This window comes from uncultured Nostoc sp. (assembly GCF_937863485.1).
In the GTDB taxonomy this organism is placed as follows: domain Bacteria; phylum Cyanobacteriota; class Cyanobacteriia; order Cyanobacteriales; family Nostocaceae; genus Nostoc.
Genome location: NZ_CALMFY010000057.1, coordinates 1 through 17,537 on the forward strand (window position 1 = coordinate 1; position 17,537 = coordinate 17,537).

Annotated in this window: 16 protein-coding genes; 9 read left to right on the forward strand and 7 right to left on the reverse strand. The window is 41.4% G+C overall.

Features of this window, described 5'->3' with window-relative positions:
• The first annotated feature begins 193 nt into the window (after positions 1-193).
• The 5 genes from Q0541_RS08160 (at position 194) to Q0541_RS08180 (ending at position 5,332) form a co-directional block, all read left to right on the forward strand.
• Positions 194-1,243: an aldo/keto reductase gene (locus tag Q0541_RS08160; RefSeq protein WP_298908028.1), complete on the forward strand. Its 1,050-nt coding sequence runs from the start codon at positions 194-196 to the stop codon at positions 1,241-1,243.
• 114 nt (positions 1,244-1,357) lie between these two features.
• Positions 1,358-1,930: a DNA starvation/stationary phase protection protein Dps gene (dps, locus tag Q0541_RS08165; protein WP_298908031.1), complete on the forward strand. Its 573-nt coding sequence runs from the start codon at positions 1,358-1,360 to the stop codon at positions 1,928-1,930.
• Between the two features lie 559 nt (positions 1,931-2,489).
• Complete coding sequence (locus Q0541_RS08170) at positions 2,490-3,206, forward strand: pirin family protein (protein ID WP_298908033.1); 717 nt, start codon at positions 2,490-2,492, stop codon at positions 3,204-3,206.
• A 144-nt stretch (positions 3,207-3,350) separates the two neighbouring features.
• Positions 3,351-3,971 (forward strand): hypothetical protein, encoded by a 621-nt coding sequence (locus tag Q0541_RS08175; protein WP_298908036.1) that lies wholly within the window; start codon positions 3,351-3,353, stop codon positions 3,969-3,971.
• A gap of 638 nt (positions 3,972-4,609) precedes the next feature.
• A complete protein-coding gene (locus Q0541_RS08180; RefSeq protein WP_298908039.1) occupies positions 4,610-5,332 on the forward strand; it encodes a class I SAM-dependent methyltransferase in 723 nt (240 codons plus the stop codon).
• Between the two features lie 8 nt (positions 5,333-5,340).
• Here the strand turns inward: Q0541_RS08180 and Q0541_RS08185 are convergent, their stop codons facing one another.
• The 3 genes from Q0541_RS08185 to Q0541_RS08195 form a co-directional block, all read right to left on the reverse strand.
• A complete protein-coding gene (locus Q0541_RS08185; RefSeq protein ID WP_298908042.1) occupies positions 5,341-5,766 on the reverse strand; it encodes a DUF202 domain-containing protein in 426 nt (141 codons plus the stop codon).
• 361 nt (positions 5,767-6,127) lie between these two features.
• Complete coding sequence (locus Q0541_RS08190; protein WP_298908044.1) at positions 6,128-6,790, reverse strand: hypothetical protein; 663 nt, start codon at positions 6,788-6,790, stop codon at positions 6,128-6,130.
• A gap of 271 nt (positions 6,791-7,061) precedes the next feature.
• On the reverse strand, positions 7,062-7,757 hold the full coding sequence (locus tag Q0541_RS08195; RefSeq protein ID WP_298908046.1) for a cadmium resistance transporter: 696 nt from the start codon (positions 7,755-7,757) through the stop codon (positions 7,062-7,064).
• A gap of 321 nt (positions 7,758-8,078) precedes the next feature.
• Here Q0541_RS08195 and Q0541_RS08200 point away from each other — a divergent pair, with 321 nt between their 5' ends.
• The gene (locus tag Q0541_RS08200; protein ID WP_298908049.1) at positions 8,079-9,071 is read left to right on the forward strand and encodes a LysR substrate-binding domain-containing protein; all 993 of its coding nucleotides are present in this window, start codon (positions 8,079-8,081) and stop codon (positions 9,069-9,071) included.
• Positions 9,072-9,254: 183 nt separating this feature from the next.
• Here Q0541_RS08200 and Q0541_RS08205 read toward each other — a convergent pair whose 3' ends face one another.
• Complete coding sequence (locus Q0541_RS08205) at positions 9,255-9,623, reverse strand: pentapeptide repeat-containing protein (RefSeq protein ID WP_273769083.1); 369 nt, start codon at positions 9,621-9,623, stop codon at positions 9,255-9,257.
• Positions 9,613-9,927, reverse strand: a complete 315-nt coding sequence (locus Q0541_RS08210; protein WP_298908055.1) for a hypothetical protein — start codon at positions 9,925-9,927, stop codon at positions 9,613-9,615. The genes Q0541_RS08205 and Q0541_RS08210 overlap by 11 nt, the downstream gene beginning before the upstream one ends.
• Before the next feature lie 494 nt (positions 9,928-10,421).
• On the opposite strand from Q0541_RS08210, the gene Q0541_RS08215 reads away from it, so the two are divergent.
• Together Q0541_RS08215 and Q0541_RS08220 are read left to right on the forward strand one after the other, a co-directional pair.
• Positions 10,422-11,747 (forward strand): nitrate/sulfonate/bicarbonate ABC transporter ATP-binding protein, encoded by a 1,326-nt coding sequence (locus Q0541_RS08215; RefSeq protein ID WP_298908058.1) that lies wholly within the window; start codon positions 10,422-10,424, stop codon positions 11,745-11,747.
• Positions 11,748-11,785: 38 nt separating this feature from the next.
• Positions 11,786-13,525, forward strand: a complete 1,740-nt coding sequence (locus Q0541_RS08220) for an ABC transporter permease subunit (RefSeq protein WP_298908061.1) — start codon at positions 11,786-11,788, stop codon at positions 13,523-13,525.
• 198 nt (positions 13,526-13,723) lie between these two features.
• Here the strand turns inward: Q0541_RS08220 and Q0541_RS08225 are convergent, their stop codons facing one another.
• The gene (locus tag Q0541_RS08225) at positions 13,724-14,254 is read right to left on the reverse strand and encodes a hypothetical protein (protein ID WP_298908065.1); all 531 of its coding nucleotides are present in this window, start codon (positions 14,252-14,254) and stop codon (positions 13,724-13,726) included.
• Positions 14,255-14,789: 535 nt separating this feature from the next.
• Here Q0541_RS08225 and Q0541_RS08230 point away from each other — a divergent pair.
• A complete protein-coding gene (locus Q0541_RS08230) occupies positions 14,790-15,905 on the forward strand; it encodes a 2OG-Fe(II) oxygenase (RefSeq protein WP_298908068.1) in 1,116 nt (371 codons plus the stop codon).
• Positions 15,906-16,776: 871 nt separating this feature from the next.
• On the opposite strand, the gene Q0541_RS08235 is transcribed toward Q0541_RS08230, so the two are convergent.
• Positions 16,777-17,358, reverse strand: a complete 582-nt coding sequence (locus tag Q0541_RS08235) for a hypothetical protein (RefSeq protein ID WP_298908071.1) — start codon at positions 17,356-17,358, stop codon at positions 16,777-16,779.
• Between the last annotated feature and the right edge of the window lie 179 nt (positions 17,359-17,537).

A 17,537-nucleotide genomic window follows, 5' to 3' on the forward strand; every position in this document is an offset into this window, starting at 1 on the left:
AAAACGAACCGCAAAGGACGCAAAGGACACAAAGGAATAAGAGTTTCAGAGAGTTATTGCGTAAGTCCTGACAATGCAAGAGGTTACATTTAGATAGACTAAAGGGCTTGTCCTCAAACATCACCCCCGGTTTGCAGTTATCATGCTTTTGGGATGGTATTCGATAGTTTTTTTCATTAATGAGAAAATATTCATGAAATACAAACTCTTGGGCAAAAGCGGGTTAAGAGTCTCTGAACTCTCCTTGGGAACCATGACCTTTGGTGAAGATTGGGGTTGGGGTGCATCTGTTGACGAAAGTCGTAAAATCTTTGATGCCTATGTAGAAGCAGGGGGCAATTTTATTGACACCGCCAACGGTTATACCGATGGTAGCAGTGAAAAAATTGTTGGTGAGTTGATCGCTAAAGAACGGGAACGCTTTGTAGTTGCTACAAAATATTCCTTTCCCTTGCAGATGAATAATAAGACGGGCGACCCTAACGCCAGTGGAAACCATCGCAAGAACTTAATCCAGTCTTTAGAAGCTAGTCTAAAACGCCTGAATACCGATTACATTGATTTATTCTGGTTGCACGCTTGGGATTTCACAACACCTATTGAAGAAGTATTGCGATCGCTTGATGATGTAGTGCGTCAAGGTAAGGTACTTTACATCGGCATTTCTGATACCCCTGCTTGGATCATTTCCCAAGCAAATACCATCGCCCAATACCAAGGATGGACGCAGTTTGTCGCGCTGCAAATTGAGTATAGTTTAATTCAGCGAACACCAGAACGTGACTTACTACCGATGGCTAAAGCCTTTGATTTAGCAGTAACGCCGTGGTCGCCCTTGGGTGGTGGTGTGCTTACAGGGAAATACAATAAACCTAGTCAAGAAGGCGAGGAACAGGGGCGAGTTGCGAGTTTGGGGGGAGAGGTTTCTGAAAAGAATTTAGCGATCGCTCAAGTTGTCAGTGAAGTTGCAGAAAAAATTGGCCACACACCCTCACAAGTAGCATTAGCTTGGTTACGCGCTCAAAGTGGTGTGATTATTCCGATCATTGGCGCACGTAAATTAACTCAGTTTCAAGATAACTTAGCTTCTTTAGATGTCAGCCTCTCACCAGAACATTTGCAACGGTTAGATGAAGTGAGTCAAATTGAACTGGGTTTTCCCCATGACTTTTTGCAGAGTGATATAATTCACCAGCGCCTTTTCGGTGGTACATTCGATAGCATAGAAAACCATCGCAGTTAACGCAATAGTCATAAATATTGACAGATTCAGGCATTAATTCAATCTATCGTTAGAGAGTTTTGCACAGCCAATCACTATCTGTAAAGTTAGATATAAAAGGCATTAAGTAGAATCATGAGCGACAACACCATTTCATCACGTTTGTACCCCACCCGCATTGACATTCCCGCCGAAGCGCGACTGCAAATCGTAGTAATTCTCAACCAAACTTTGGCAGCTACTTTGGATCTGAAAACCCAGACAAAGCAAGCGCACTGGAATGTTAAAGGAACTGACTTCTACCAGCTACACCAATTATTTGATGAACTTGCTGGTGAATTGGAAGAGTACATCGATCTAGTTGCGGAACGCGTCACTGCTTTAGGCGGATATGCCTTAGGAACAGTCCGTTCTGCTGCTAGTGATTCAATTTTGCCAGAATATCCCTTTGATATTTTGGATGGTAAAGACCATGTGACAGCCTTAGCAGATCGCTTTGCACCCTATGCTAAACATATCCGGGAAGCGATCGCTAAAACTAATGACTTAGGTGATGCTGATACCACCGACCTTTACACTGAAATTTCCCGCACCATTGACAAACGACTCTGGTTCTTAGAAGCTCATCTGCAAGTAGCAGAAATTAAGGCAGAGAATGGCAAAGCGGATATTACTAAAACTCAAAAGATACCTGCTGCTGTAATATAAGTACTTCTGAGAGATACGCTTTCTAACTCATTAGTAGTAGGGTGCGTTACGGCTTTAGCCTAACGCACCATTTCATCGGACATCTTGATCCAGAATTGATATAGCAGTCCCAAATCATTTGTAAAATTTTCTCTTTCTACACTTTACGTCCTACCCTGTGGTCAGCCACAACTCTTCTCTACGAGAGGCTGCGCCAAGGAGACGCTTTGCAAACGTAGTTTATGTGTCCTGGTTCATTAAACAAAATAATTTTCCAGAACTCAGATAGGATTGCTATATATAAAAAGTACAGCACGAGCGACCATTAAAGGTGCGTTAGCCTACGGCATAACACACCCTACTAGCACGACTGATTTAAATTAAAATCTCACAGTATCTTTTTGGTAAGTACGCCACTTTTAAGTGCGTACTTTTCATTTTATATGTACATGCTTTACTATTGAAATAGTTCAAAACAAGGTTGAAGAATTAAAAAATATCTTCGGCAATTGAAGGAAAAATCTAAAATCTAAAATTGACCGACTCCTAACTAAATATTCATTAACAACGAGGTAAATTTATGTCTCAAAATACGATTACCCACTTAATTCACGATCGCAATGCCCGTGGTCATGCTCAAATAGGCTGGCTCGATAGTTATCATACATTTTCCTTCGGTAGTTTTTACGATCCCAACCGGATGGGATTTCGCTCTCTGCGGGTGATTAACGATGATCGCATCGCCCCTGGTGCTGGATTTCCTACCCACAGTCATCGTGACATGGAAATCCTGACTTACGTCTTAGAAGGTGCAGTAGAGCATAAAGACAGCTTGGGTACAGGGTCGGTGATTCGCCCCGGTGATGCACAGATTATGAGCGCTGGAACTGGGATCAGCCACAGCGAATTTAATCCTTCACCAACTGAACCACTACACTTGCTGCAAATCTGGATTCTTCCTGACGAAGAAGGGTTGACACCAAGATATGAACAAAAAACTTTTCCTCTAGAAGAAAAGCGCGGCAAACTCCGCTTAATTGCTGCTAGGGATGGGCGCGATGGTGCTGTGACAATTTACCAAGATGTTGATTTATACACATCTGTTTTAGAGGAAGGTGATGTTATTAATTATCAAGTCAAACCTGGTCGTTATGCCTGGTTACAAATAGCCCGAGGTATAGTTAACTTGAATGGCGAGGAACTCAGAGCAGGCGATGGAGTGCAAATCAACGGCGAAGAACAGCTAGAAATTAGCACCAACATCGGCGGCGAAATCTTGCTTTTCGATTTGGGTTAATCTTAAGTTTGTAAAGTGAGCATTGTAAGCCCCAGATCCCCGACTTCTTTGAGAAGTCGGGGATCTTATTTATGGGTGTTTGATTTAGAATTGCTATAAGTGGGCAATAATAAATCAAACTGTGAATAATGAAGGATGTTGTAGATGGCATACAGTGATTTCACACTCGCCAAAGTTCGAGAGACTTTTCAGCTTGTAATTGATGAAAAGCGCAATTTGTTCAAAGAAGTGTCACCTATTCAACCTTCCGCCACCTTAACAACGCTCTTAGAAGAATATACCCAATTAGCAACTGCCATCAACACTGAAAAAGCCCGTTCTGAATTAATAATTATGCCAGTTTTAACGGAAGTTAGACGGCAATCAAATTATCAAATTTCTCTATTTTCTGGTACAGATTTTGATGTAGATTCTAGTAAAGGATTGAATGGATTTTGTGATTTCATTCTCTGTGGTTCTGAAGAACAGTTTTACATTAAAGCGCCTGTCATTACAATTGTTGAAGCAAAGAATGAAAATATTAAAGGTGGCTTAGGACAATGTATTGCCACTATGATATCTGCCCAAATTTTTAATCAAAATACTCAAGAAGAAGTTAAGACAATCTATGGAGTTGTCACCAGTGGAACAAACTGGCGGTTTTTAATGTTGCAAGGAGTAATAGCATACATTGATCTAGTTGAATACTATATCAATGATGTTGATAAAATTCTCGGTATTCTGTTGCAACCATTTAATTATGCTTTCCTAGAAGCATCTTCATGAAACAGTTATTCTCGGAATTTATCGGAAGATATAAATATATTTAATTAGAAATAAGTTAAAATCAGAAAATGAACAGCTTCTAGCCGGCTTTTAAGCATAGCAAAAAATTGAATAAACACAAATTGTCTACGAAGAATCATCAAGGGAAGCAACTCAAACTCTGATAACTGAAATTCAAATTCTGCTTGACAATATCACCCTAATTACCAACTACGGCTATTAGCAGGGTGGATACAATTACACTTATCAACATAAAATTGTGGCTGCATTAGCCAAAACTAAAACAACTGCAATTCAACTGGCACTGTAAGCAGCAACTATGGTTTGATTCGAGAAGCGAACAATTAAATATGCTGATGGTCGCTACAATAGCCGTAAACTCAGCCAGTTTATCAACCAGTGTTTGGATAAGCGCACTTACTACAGTATCAGTTTTTGGGATGTTGGCTACACCTACGAAGTCGGACAAACCCCAGCAGATGATTAGATAGGGGCACGTAGACACGTACTCCTACGGAGAAGCAAGCTACGCAAAGCGTCTCCTTGGCGCAGCCTCTCGTAGAGAAGAGTTGTGGCTTGTCAACAGACATCGCAAAGCGAATTTAACTACAATCCTTAAAAAGAGCAGCAGAAATATAATGTCCAAAAAGCCCGATTCACAGTTTCAAAATCTCTTTGCTTCACCCAAATCAACAAACTGGGACGAGAGATTAGCCCAAATCGCCTATCGCTTTAACCGAGAGTATCAAGGTGAAACCTTTGAACTCCCAACAGAAGTCCAGGCGATGCCGATATTCCGTGAGTGGATTGGAGGTAGTTTTTCAGGGAGAATTGCTTCCCCTTTTTGGGAAATTGCTAAACCTCAAAAAAACCAGCACTGTTTAGATATCGGCTGTGGTATCAGCTTTTTAATCTATCCTTGGCGGGATTGGCAAGCATATTTTCATGGGCAAGAAATCAGTAATGTGGCCCGCGATACCCTCAATTCCCGTGGGCCGCAGTTGAATTCCAAGCTATTCAAAGGTGTTGAGTTGGGAGCAGCTCATCAGTTAAGCTACTCATCAGAGCAGTTTGACCTAGCGATCGCAACAGGATTCAGCTGCTATTTTCCACTCGAATACTGGGATGCTGTACTGATAGAAGTCAAGCGGGTGTTAAAACCAGGTGGACATTTTGTGTTTGACGTTCTCAATCCAGAACAGCCTTTGGCGGAAGATTGGGCAGTTCTGGAAACCTATTTGGGGGCTGAGGTATTTTTAGAACCTTTGGCTAAGTGGGAAAAAACGATTAAGGCGGCTGGTGGTAAAGTGGTAACGCACAAATCAGGGGAATTATTCGAGTTGTATAAGGTACGGTTTTAAAAATACTGTTACTCAGGGATAAGTGGACTTGATGGATCTAAAGAAGCTGTAAAAACAAAATAGATTACCCCAGTTCCGAGAATCATCACGGCGAGACTAAACAGCAGCACCCAACGGTCTGTTGGTTCATAAGTATCTTCTTCGATATCACGACGGACTGCAAAATAGTGTCCTGTTGAGAGCCACACTGTGATTAAACCCACCAGCGAGAAGACTAAACCTAACTTCCACCCATTGCCAGGACGGGGTATCAAAGGTACTTGGAAAGCACGCAAACGCACGATGACGACACCAAAACCTAAAAGAGCGATCCCTGTCCGCATCCAAGCGAGGTAGGTACGCTCATTTGCCAAGTGATCTCGGATTCGGGACGGATTCAGTCTTCCTGGCTTTTTTTTATCTTTATCTTCTTCTGTAGGTTTCAATAACTGCATCAATAACACCCTTATTCCCAAAGAGGCTCCTCTCAAAAAAATGCCGAGGTAATAGCAAATCTTCTTCCAGATGACTTGCATCCAGCGCAATAGTTGCGCTAATGAAATATACCTCTTGTAATTGTACATTTTTTTCAAAATTTATTCTAATGCAGATATCTAAATAAAACAAGCTTGACGGAATAATTTGTAATTCGTAATTGATGGTACAGAGCAAGTGTAAGTAATAAAGTGTCATCAAGAAAACAGCCAAGATCAGAGAGATTTTTCACCAGTGCAAGTCAGGTTTATCCTCTGATTTTGGCTGTTACCCTATTTCAATTCAGAACAATTGTTCAAAAATAGACTATGCAGTTCTATTTTAAGACTGATTGCTAGGCGCATTAGGAACTCGTGTATTTATGAGAGCCTGCGATATATCTGGGATAAACCAGTTAGCCTCATTGCTGTTAAGAACTTTCACAGTCGGAACATTCAATTCAATCGCAGCAGTATCTGGATTTGTCTTAATCACCAACTGAGTTCCATCAAGGATCTTGAGAGCAGCCGGGCCTGTTAATTTTTGACCTTGCCCATTAGGACTAGAAGTGAAATTCGCTATCTTGACATCATTCCCTAGATAGATGCCATCACAATCCCAGTTCTTTTTAGTGGACTGACCATTAGCTAGAAAATAGAGATTATTGTCGTATACAGCATCTTCATTGTCTTCATCATTTGGTCTTTTACCGTATACTGCTATGGTATTACCTGTTTGGTTGTTGCATTGACCCCAGTTGATTCCCGTCTCTAAAGCATATTTTTGCAGTGTTAATTCCTCGATTCTCTTCTGAATTTCTTTTGGTGTGAGACCTTCAACTTCAGTTTGGGCATCTTTTGTCTGAGAGAGTTCGTTAAGAGCTTTAGTGACTTCGATATAGTCAGGGTTTTTGCTAAATTTTGGTCTATCAGCAAAAGAAGGTTGAGCAAAGGCGAGATTAGCGAAAATCATCAAGACAATTAGCAGAGATTTCCAGATTTTCATGTTTTGACTCCTGTTAATGGATAATATATTTTGCAGTTTAGAATTCATTTTGAGCAGAAAATTCATGATGCACCTGTTTTTAGATACTAAATTTTTATTAGGAGGACTCAAGGGCTGGCCAGATTTGGAGACTTGAAGAAATTGTCTAAGAGTCCTCAAGTAGGTCTACACCCTTGAATTTAATACAAGAGCACCACTTTTTGGTGGCTGATCTTCAGGTGGTGTTCCAATCCGCGTCTGCAAAACTCCCCTTGTCCCCAAGTCTCTTTCCTCAATGTTCTTCACTCGACGGCTGAGTATTGAAACTTAAAATCAATGAAAATATATAACTAGAAACTACAGATATAAGAGTCAAAGTAACATTTTCTGTAACAATAAATATACCCAGTCCAATCAATATACAAGGCACAAAAGTATTGCCATTCTCAGTCAAAAATTGTGCGATCGCAGGCAAGTAGGTTAACTTATAAGCGGCATAACACCACACACCCACTAGCGAAAAGAATACACTTAGTATTACCAGTAGACTATCTAATTCAGAATTGGCAAACAGAGGTACATAGACGCTAATATTATCACTACCATTTGCAAAGGCGATCGCAGCTACATTGCATGTTTTTGGAGAGAAAAAACTGGCAATTATAGAGGGACAATACGGCTCGGTTTCTTCTTCGGCTTCCTCTGGTGAATCCTCTTCGCGTTTTAGTAAACTACTCATACCAATGATTATTGGCATTAAACCAAGTAGTCTAATCCAGTCCTGCGGTATGATTAGTCCACCGAAGAAACCAGGAAGGCTAGCAATGATCAATGCAGCAAAACCGAGATACTGACCAGCAAGGATGTGACGACTGCGGAACGTTTTATTTATTTGTGAAAAAAGCAACGTCAGAATGACAATATCATCGATGTTGGTGGCACTGAATGCTGTGATCCCTGTGGTAATTGCAGTTACTAAACCGCTCATTTGTGGAAGTCCTTATTTTCATACTTGGTCATTCAATTTTGGATTTTAGATTTTAGATTGGATTTACGATATCCAAAATACTGGTATCAAAAATCTTATATTGAGTAGGAATACTAAATTATGATCTGTGTCGTTGTCACTGATGCGTCATGTATTTCGCTCTGCTGAAATTTTTAAACTCTGCTTTGGCTGTTTGGGTCTGTGCCGAAGCCTTGATTTATACTTTAGTCAAACTAACCGATAGAATCAAATGCTTTTGTTTGTCAAAATGATAAATGAAAGTGATTAAAAATTTGACACCAAGTTGTAGGGATACCATAAATGGCAGGAATGACGCTTGAGCAGCTAAAAATCTTTCTGGCTGTGGCGCAGCAGTTACACTTTACTCGCGCCGCTGAGGAGCTTTATATTACACAACCTGCCGTCAGTGCAGCGATCCACAACTTAGAGCAAGAATACGGAGTGAAACTGTTCCATCGGATTGGTCGCCATATCGAGATTGCTGAGGCTGGTAAATTGCTGCAAGTGGAAGCGCAGAAAATTCTCGATCAAGTTTCCTTGACTGAAAGAGGATTGCGAGAATTGAACAATCTGCAACGGGGTGAATTGAAATTAGGGTCGAGTCTGACAATTGGTAACTACTGGCTACCAAGCAAGATAAGTGAGTTTAAGAGCCGATATCCCGGTATCCAGATTGACTGTAGCCTTGCCAATACAGAAGAGATTTGTGTCGGAACGGCGACAGGACAGTTTGATTTGGGTTTGGTGGAAGGAGATGTGAAGCCAGCGCTCCAGAGTACTTTAGAGTATGAAATAGTGGGGAGCGATCGCTTGCAAATTGTCGTAGGTCAAAAACACCCTTGGTTTGAGTGGGGAGAAATTGATTTAAGCCAATTGACTAAAACCCTTTGGGTGATGCGAGAACCAGGTTCTGGAACCCAGCAAAGGTTTGAGGAAGCCTTACAAAATTGGGGAATCAATCTCAGTGAACTGAATGTAATTTTAGTGTTCAATAGTGGAGAGATGACAAAAGCAGCAATCGAAGATGGTGTCGGTGCAATTGGAATTTCTGAGTTGATGGTAAAAAAAGAAATACAGTTGGGAACTCTGCGGGTAATTCGAGTTATTGATAACAGAGAAGGCAACGGTGCGATGCCTACGGCGGGCTACGCCTACGCAGAAATAGTTCGACCTTTTTTCAAACTCAAACATCGTCAGCGTTTTCAAACTGCTCTTTCTAAAGTCTTTGAACAAATGTTGATATCATCTATGTTAGATGGCTCACATCAACACGGATCAAAATCAGTTATTTAAAGCAACATTTTCGCCAATTTAATTAGAAATAATCAAGGAGTTAGTCATAGAGAATTCAGCATGAGTTCTCTACGACTAGCGGATGAATTAAAAAATACTGTAATCTTAAATCCCCTTGCAGGGAAGTCCCCAGTACCCATTGGCCCTTATCCCCAGAGAACGCCACGTGTTCCCTAATCCCCTTCACACCTTCTGCATATTTCTACTGATGGGGTCAAAACCTCTAGAAAACCGCGTGCTTTCATCGTAGTAAGCGCCAGTTAGATTCGCTCCATACAACTTGGCATAGTTGAGTTTGGCTCCCCGGAGATTTGCTTCATTCAGTTTGACACCGCTCAAATTAGCTCTGGTCAAGTTCGCTTTGGCTAAGTTAGCTCTACTCAAATCTGCTCCCCAGAGTTTAGCTTTAGCTAGGTTAGCTCCACTCAAGTCAGATCCCCATAAATTGATTCCAGGCAAATAGGCTCCAATCAGCTTGTTGTTACTCAAGTTGACGGCTGGAAAATATCTTTCCCCGGCGGCAAAACGCCGTTTTAATTCCTCAGCATTCATGCGTCGCGTTGACCTTCCTTAACAATACAGAAGTTATTTGTTCCCATTCCTGGCTTAGTTCTCCTGGAAACTCTGGCTGACCACTGCGCTGATACCAGTAATGGGCATTCTTCAAATCGCCTTCTTTGCGGTGCAGGTAAGCATGAACCCAAGCACTATCCGCATCGCTGGCATTTCCAAGTATTTCATGAGCTTTGCTCCAATCACCTTTTTTGTCATACCACATTGCTTGCAGCCCTTTTGGCAGTGTCTGAGGACATAGGGGCTGCTTTTCGATTAATCGCAGGAATTCCTCTGTATTCACGATCGCCACCCAACAAGAATTAAACTTCTATCTCTAAGATACTCCTCAACTTAAGGTTAAGGGGAGCAGATACTAGAGCTTTTTTTAACTTTCCAAACATCCTCTAAGCTTTGTGACCTTTCTTACAATACCCTCCACTTTCTAAACATCCTCGAAACAAACGCCAACGAATTTAACTGTGGACAGCTTCTATTTTAACCCCCATAGTAAATAAAGGTTGTTTATTTAATATCTGCAATCAATCCAATTTTACTCAGACGCACAGAGCTAATAGAGAGCAATTTATTCCTATTAATATTCGGGTGGGCAGTCATTTTTTCGCACCAGCTAGGAAATTTATCTTATTAACTACTACACCTAGTTTATGACAAGGCAAGCGATTAGATAGATTCTCGGACTGTCCCAATTCCTGAACAAACTATTTTTAGTTCACTTTAACTGTAAAATAACCTCAACATGAGATTCTATTTAATTATTTACTTACAGAAAGAGTCATGGTCTTTAAAACAGCAACCGAACACCTGATAGCTCTAAAAAGTGTCAGCAAATCTTATCAGCAGCCCAACGGTCAGCAGATTGTCATCCTGGAAAATATTAATCTTGAGTTGCGTCCAGGGGAGATAGTCGCGTTGCTAGGGCCTTCAGGTTCAGGGAAATCTACTTTAATGCGAATAGTTGCTGGGTTAATCGCCCCCAGTCAAGGTGAAGTTATATATCATAACCGTCCCCTAGTTGGTTTAAATCCTGGGGTAGCAATTGTTTTTCAAAGTTTTGCCCTTTATCCTTGGTTAACTGTACTGGAGAATGTGGAACTGGGTTTAAAGGCCAAAGGAGATCCCCCAGACTCTCGACGGCAAAAAGCGCTACGGATGATTGATATTATTGGTTTGGATGGGTTTGAAAATGCCTATCCCAAAGAGCTTTCTGGGGGAATGCGTCAGCGAGTTGGATTTGCTAGGGCTTTGGCCGTAGAACCAGAACTGTTATGTATGGATGAGCCGTTTTCGGCATTGGATGTGCTAACAGCAGAAAACTTGCGGTTTGAGTTATTAGATTTGTGGTTAGAACGTCGCATACCCACCCAAGCCATTCTCATTGTTACCCACGGGATTGAGGAAGCGGTAATTATGGCAGATCGGATTATTGTTCTAGGACGCAATCCGGGAAGAATTCGGGCTGATTTACCTGTGACTCTACCCCATTACCGCGATCGCAAACACCCAAGTTTTCAAGCCCTGGTAGATAAAGTTTATACAATCATCACGAACCCAGAACTAGAAACAATTCAGCCTCCAGCGACTACCTCTCTACAACCTGCAACACCATCAGCAAAATATCAGTCTTTGCCAGCCGTGCGAATTGGTTCTATTGCCGGTCTTTTGGAACTTTTAGAAGATCGTCAGGAAAAAGACTTATATCGGCTTGCTCAAGAATTGCAATTAGAAGTAGATGAGATTTTACCAATTGTGGAAGCTGCAAAATTAATGGATTTTGTAGAACTCGCAGAAGGCGATATTAACCTGAAGCCAGTCGGGCAACAATTTATCAATGGTGGTATTGACGATCGCAAACAAATCATGCGATCGCAACTCTTAACTAATATTCGCTTGGTACAGCGAATTTACCGTCTTCTGGAAGCGAAAAATAATCAACGCATTCCAGAAGAACTGGTTTTAGATATCCTAGAAAGTCACTTTAGCCCACAAGAAGCCGAACGACAATTAAAAACCGTCGTTGATTGGGGTCGTTACGCCGAGATATACGGCTACGATGAGCCATCGGGACAAATATTTTTAGAGCAAGTTGTTAATGCTGATTAGTCAGTTGTCATTGTTAACTTTCCCCACTCCCTATTCTTATGACTCGACCCCTCACTCCTGCAAATAAAACTCTGGGACGTAACAATTGGACTTGGCAAGATGGATTGCTGATTCTGGTGATTTTATCTTTCATTGTGGCAATTATTAGAACTGCTTCTCAATTTAGCGGTACTTTTCAACCTGAACTTATAATTTCTACAAATATCAATGCTTTGCCAGGATATACAGCCCAAACCCTGATTCGCATGGGGCTGGCTTACTTTTTATCCCTAATTTTCACCCTATTGTATGCTTATACTGCTTATCGCTCCCAAATTGCAGAGCGGATTTTAATTCCGATGTTGGATGTTCTGCAATCGATTCCAGTATTGTCTTTTTTACCAGGTGTGGTACTAGCTTTGATTGCCCTGTTTCCAGGTCAGAGAATTGGTGTAGAACTAGCAGCTATTTTGCTGATTTTCACTGGTATGACCTGGAATATGACTTTTAGTTTTTACCAATCTCTCCAAAGTATTCCACGAGAATTACTAGAAGCAGCAAGGGTTTATCGGCTTAATCCCTGGCAACGCTTTTGGACATTAGAGTTACCATCTGGTGTAATTGGTTTGGTATGGAATAGTGTAATGTCGGTGGCTGGAGGTTGGTTTTTTTTAATTGCTATTGAGTCATTTACTTTGGGGAATAAAGATTTTCGCTTACCAGGATTAGGCTCTTTTTTAGCCACAGCAGCCAACAAAGGAGACTTTAAAGCTATATTTTGGGGCTTGGCGGTGCTGATTGCGATCATTGTGGCAACTGATTTTTTTGTGTGGCAACCCCTGATTGCTTGGGCAGAAAGATTTAAGTTGGAGATGATTGAAACTGAAAATGCACCCCAATCGTGGGTATTGGATATTGTCAGGCGATCGCCTACTTTACGCACAATTAGCGATCGCGTTTTTCAGCCATTACAAACAGCCCTAGACGACAGTTTAATTCGGTCGTTTCCCGTGCGTTCTGTACCTGTAAATACCAAAGGCAACCTCAACCTGCCGAGTTTTTTAAATTGGGTATTTGTTAGCGGCTTCACCTTAATTGTCCTGTGGGGTACTTGGGAAGCCGTATTACTATTACGGACTTTAGGCTGGGCTGATTGGCAACAGGTGATAAAGGGCGCTATATTAACGGCGTTGCGGGTGATAATTGCTTTAATATTATCACTGTTGTGGACTGTACCCGTGGGAGTAGCAATCGGTCGCAATCGCCGGCTGGCTCAAGTGTTACAACCATTAGTACAAATCGCCGCTTCTGTACCGGCAACAGCTTTATTTCCGCTGTTGCTGCTAGGTTTAACCCGCATCGCTGGCGGTTTGCAGATTGGTGCGATCGCTCTGATGATGTTAGGGACAATGTGGTATATCCTGTTTAATGTCATTGCTGGGGCACAGTCGATTCCCTCAGACCTCATCGAAGCCGCTTCGGTGTATAAACTATCCCCTTTGCAACGCTGGCAAACCTTAATTTTACCTGCAATCTTTCCCTACCTAATTACAGGAATTATTACCGCTGTTGGCGGCGCTTGGAATGCCAGTATCGTCAGTGAGTATGTCACATTTCAAGGGCGAGTAATTAGTACTTCTGGATTGGGAGCAACGATTTCTCATGCCACCGCGACAGGCAATTTTTCCCTGTTATTAGCTTCGACAGTGATAATGTCTCTATTAGTAGTGTTGACCAATCGTTTGATTTGGCGACCTCTTTACAATCTAGCTCAAGAGAAATATCAATTATTGGTTTAAGTTAAGTAAGCGTGAAGAATTAAAGGTTTGTAGTAAGCGGCTCCAGCCCTGGAGTTAGGGGAGATGAATAAAGTGCCTAAATCACAGCTAAACACTTTTCAAACAACCATTTATATTCCAATAGGCTTGGGTTAAGGCTTGATCCTCCCTAACCCTCCTTCAAAAGGAAGGAATTAGAGTAAGCCTCTTCCTTCATATCTACTTGAGTGGAATAATTTCAAACTCGAAAGTACTGATCAAATGGTCATCAATATAGACCTCTATTCTATGCTTACCAACTGGATCGCCAGGAGCGATCGTCCAAAAATTCTCAATCACACCCTCTGGAGCCGACTGTGTGCGCCGCGTCACAGATGTAGTACCGTCTGCTGATATTGAGAAGTCTTCACCATTATCTGTACCCCAATTTTCTGGAGGTTTTGGTAAATGCAAGACTTCGCGCCATTTCACTTCACCTTGGTAATCTTTGAGTTTAATTCGCCATCCGTAGGCGTTTCCTTCCTGAAGTGGCACTCTTGTTGTCTGGAAAATGGTAACGTTACCTTTGGTGTCAACTCTCTTCAACCCAAACACAGCGCTACTGACAGTAATCTGTTTGGCATTTGTTGGCGGAGGAAGAGGTATTACATTTTGTACTACAATAGAATTAGCAGCGATCGGCTCAGAAGCTATGATCCCAAACATTAGCCAAGAAGAAGCTAGCACAGCAATAGTAGCCCAAATTCTCATTAGTATGGTTTTCCTGTCAGACTTTTGGTTACTTGTTCAACTAATCTGACATGTTTTTCGGGTAAAGGTTGCTTATGGTTGGACGCGGTTTTTACTGGAGAAGAAAAAGCACTTTCTCATGACAGCGGCTCTAAATAAGGCTTGATCACGAGTAACAATTGTTAAAAGTGCGTTTTTGGTTGGCTCTGTGGCTCCTGATATACCTCTTTGGATTTTATCTATCAGCGAAATTGTTTGCTATCACTTCATTTGGAGTTGGAGTCCCTGACTGTCTAATCAGTATATTTGCGTTTATTCCTTAACGATTATGGTGGGGTTCAAGCTTTCAAATTCGTTATTAGATACCAATAAGACAGCCAAGGGTTTAAATACAGAAAACATCTCTCATTTGTTTTTGTCTAAGTAAAGCATTTCACACTAAATGGCGAAATTTTTTATGAATCGTTGTTATACCCCGATAAGATTTTAGTAATGCCACTTTCTTCAAAAAACGCTGCATCCGAAAACCAGGCTGAGTAGGAATTGGAAGAAGCCTATGCCCGTGCGCCAGAGACTCCTGATGATCGGTGAGCCAGCCCCCTGGTTCACAGCCCGTTCTACAAACAGTGCTAATTTTCACTTCGAGACAATCGCGGGTCGTTACATTGTATTCTGCTTCTTCGGTTCAGCGGGAATGAAGACGAGCCAGCGCATTCTTGAAGACATCTGGAGCCAACGGGCAGTCTTTGATGACCAAAACTTCTGTTTCTTTGGCGTGAGCGTCGATCCAGAGGATGAGAAGCAGCACCGAGTTCAGCAGCATCTTCCGGGCATCCGGTTCTTCTGGGATTTTAATCAAGCCATTAGCCAAAAATACGGTGCCGTTACCGCCACAGGGGATTACAGACAATTTACGCTGGTACTCGATTATAGTCTGCGGGTGCTGGCGGTGCTGCCGTTTAACGAGTCACCCGAAACCCATGTGCCGCAGTTGATGGCATTCCTCGCCCAATTGCCACCCATTCCGTCAGAAGCACCGGCGGCAGTTCAGGCACCTGTCTTAGTTGTACCCAGGGTATTTGAACCAAAACTGTGTCAGGCGCTGATTCAGTTCTATGAATTGCATGGTGGTGGAGACTCCGGCTTTATGCGAGAAGTCGATGGCCGTACAGTCCCAGTGTACGATTACGGTCATAAACGGCGACGGGATCAGGAGATTACCGACGAGGAACTGCGGAATGCGGCGATGCATCGAATTCACGATCGCCTTGTTCCCGAAATTTTCAAAGCCTTTCAGTTTCAAGCAAGCCGAATGGAGCGTCACATTGTTGCTTGCTATGACAGCCAAATCGGTGGACACTTTAGACCCCACCGGGACAATACCACGAAAGGGACTGCTCATCGCTGCTTTGCGGTGTCATTGAATCTGAATACGGGTGAATACGAAGGTGGATGTTTGCGATTTCCAGAATTTGGTCAGCAAACCTATCAACCGCCTGTGGGTGGAGCTATCGTCTTTTCCTGTTCCCTGTTGCACGAAGCGACACCTATAACTCAAGGACGGCGGTATGCCTATTTACCCTTCCTCTATGATGAGGCAAGAGCTAAGGTTCGGCAGGCAAATCAGCATCTTCTTGGGTCTGCTTTAAAGGAAGAGTCAACCAAGGAATAGCGCAAAAATTCCAGTGTTACTGGTAGATAGGAGCAATGCGATTTTATGAGATTGGCAAAAAACGAGCGATCGCTGAATACTTCCCTCTATAGCAGTTGATTGATCAACTAATTTGCCATTTTCCAAGGCAACTTTAACATTGATTTATGGAGTATAAAAGTCATTAACTTTCTTACCTGAAGGCCCATTGGTAAGGTCATAGGTAGGATATTTGTCATTATGAATCAATAAAATTAATAGTTGGAGAACTGAACCAACGAAGCTCAAACTATATAGAATACTGTGATAGATACTTGGTGACAAAGGTATTTAGTTACTAAATCGTTAAAGTTGAAATTCCCTTATCGGACTTATCCGTGTTTAAGAAATTATTTATCTGGCAAATTTGCTATTTGAAGTTCAGCTTGATTGCTACCAATTTTGTGATTGATAATAGGAAGATTCCGCTAATAAAATTAAGTTAAGGTTAAGAATATACCACTAAAGTTTTAAGATTAACTTGTTATTAAAAGTTTGACATTAATATCAATAATATCGTACAATACGGCTCAGTTAAGAATAATTGTAGGTTGCCTGTGAAGAACGAAACCCAACATTAAGCGTTAATTGTCGGGTTTCACTTCATACCCTACGGGTATTTTGCTACAATCCAACCTACGCAGCTTAAGATTTTTAGGACTAACTGAACCGTATTGTAATATCGTAACGATTATTTACATACATCATACTATCTCCGAAGATGAAAGCATCGTCAGGCAGAATTATGCTTGCCAAATTAAAAATTGCTAAAAATTAGACTAAAGTGGTAGGGATTTAGTTTTAGCAAAAATTAAAAACAGAAACTGCAACTAACTGACTTGCATCAGGAAGACTAATTCGGTTTTTGTACTCCCATTTTGCTTACCTGATAACCTTTTTCACTAGTGTGATAACTTCTTCGCCATTTTTCGAGATGATCTATAGATATTGATTTAGACACAACATTCACACCATTTCCTCGCCAAGCAACTTCTGCATCTGTTGTGAAAACCCCGCACTCCAATTGATCTAGCCTCATATTCCAATATTCACTAAATCGACCTTTTAAAGTAATAACTTGCTCAAATACCTTGTTTCTATGCTTATTTCTTCTTTTTCTTTCTGTCGCTCCTGTTGCTTCTGTATCAATAAACTTAGTTTCAATTAAAAACAGACTACCTTTAAAGGTCAGGTAGACAAAATCACACTTCCCTAAATCTGTATAATCTGAAATTGGAGATTTTTCAAATAACAGCAATTGGGCGCATGAAGGAAACAAGTCTTTGATATTCAGAAATAAATAAGCTTGCAATAGAAGTTCCTTATCATAAGGAAACAAGATAACTCCTTCAAAAAATTTTTGAATGTCCTCCTGAGTTTGGGGTTGAATTCTTTTACAGTATGAAACAAATTTATCTAGCTCGTTGACAATCATCAAGTTCTAACTCCTTCCCCCGATCGCAGCCTCAAGTCCCTTGGCATAAAAAGATACTCTTTTCTAGCGGAAATTATCATCCGCAGAAGTAACTAAAAAAATGACCAGAATCCTATGTACTTAAGTCTATTTACTGTTGACAGTTCAGTAAAACTGATTTTTTAGCTGCTTTTCAGTAT

Coding starts and splice junctions, on each gene's coding strand:
- Q0541_RS08160 (WP_298908028.1), top strand. CDS start 194: ATGAAATACAAACTCTTGGGCAAAAGCGGGTTAAGAGTCTCTGAACTC.
- dps (WP_298908031.1), top strand. CDS start 1,358: ATGAGCGACAACACCATTTCATCACGTTTGTACCCCACCCGCATTGAC.
- Q0541_RS08170 (WP_298908033.1), top strand. CDS start 2,490: ATGTCTCAAAATACGATTACCCACTTAATTCACGATCGCAATGCCCGT.
- Q0541_RS08175 (WP_298908036.1), top strand. CDS start 3,351: ATGGCATACAGTGATTTCACACTCGCCAAAGTTCGAGAGACTTTTCAG.
- Q0541_RS08180 (WP_298908039.1), top strand. CDS start 4,610: ATGTCCAAAAAGCCCGATTCACAGTTTCAAAATCTCTTTGCTTCACCC.
- Q0541_RS08185 (WP_298908042.1), bottom strand. CDS start 5,766: ATGCAGTTATTGAAACCTACAGAAGAAGATAAAGATAAAAAAAAGCCA.
- Q0541_RS08190 (WP_298908044.1), bottom strand. CDS start 6,790: ATGAAAATCTGGAAATCTCTGCTAATTGTCTTGATGATTTTCGCTAAT.
- Q0541_RS08195 (WP_298908046.1), bottom strand. CDS start 7,757: ATGAGCGGTTTAGTAACTGCAATTACCACAGGGATCACAGCATTCAGT.
- Q0541_RS08200 (WP_298908049.1), top strand. CDS start 8,079: ATGGCAGGAATGACGCTTGAGCAGCTAAAAATCTTTCTGGCTGTGGCG.
- Q0541_RS08205 (WP_273769083.1), bottom strand. CDS start 9,623: ATGAATGCTGAGGAATTAAAACGGCGTTTTGCCGCCGGGGAAAGATAT.
- Q0541_RS08215 (WP_298908058.1), top strand. CDS start 10,422: ATGGTCTTTAAAACAGCAACCGAACACCTGATAGCTCTAAAAAGTGTC.
- Q0541_RS08220 (WP_298908061.1), top strand. CDS start 11,786: ATGACTCGACCCCTCACTCCTGCAAATAAAACTCTGGGACGTAACAAT.
- Q0541_RS08225 (WP_298908065.1), bottom strand. CDS start 14,254: ATGAGAATTTGGGCTACTATTGCTGTGCTAGCTTCTTCTTGGCTAATG.
- Q0541_RS08230 (WP_298908068.1), top strand. CDS start 14,790: ATGCCCGTGCGCCAGAGACTCCTGATGATCGGTGAGCCAGCCCCCTGG.
- Q0541_RS08235 (WP_298908071.1), bottom strand. CDS start 17,358: ATGATTGTCAACGAGCTAGATAAATTTGTTTCATACTGTAAAAGAATT.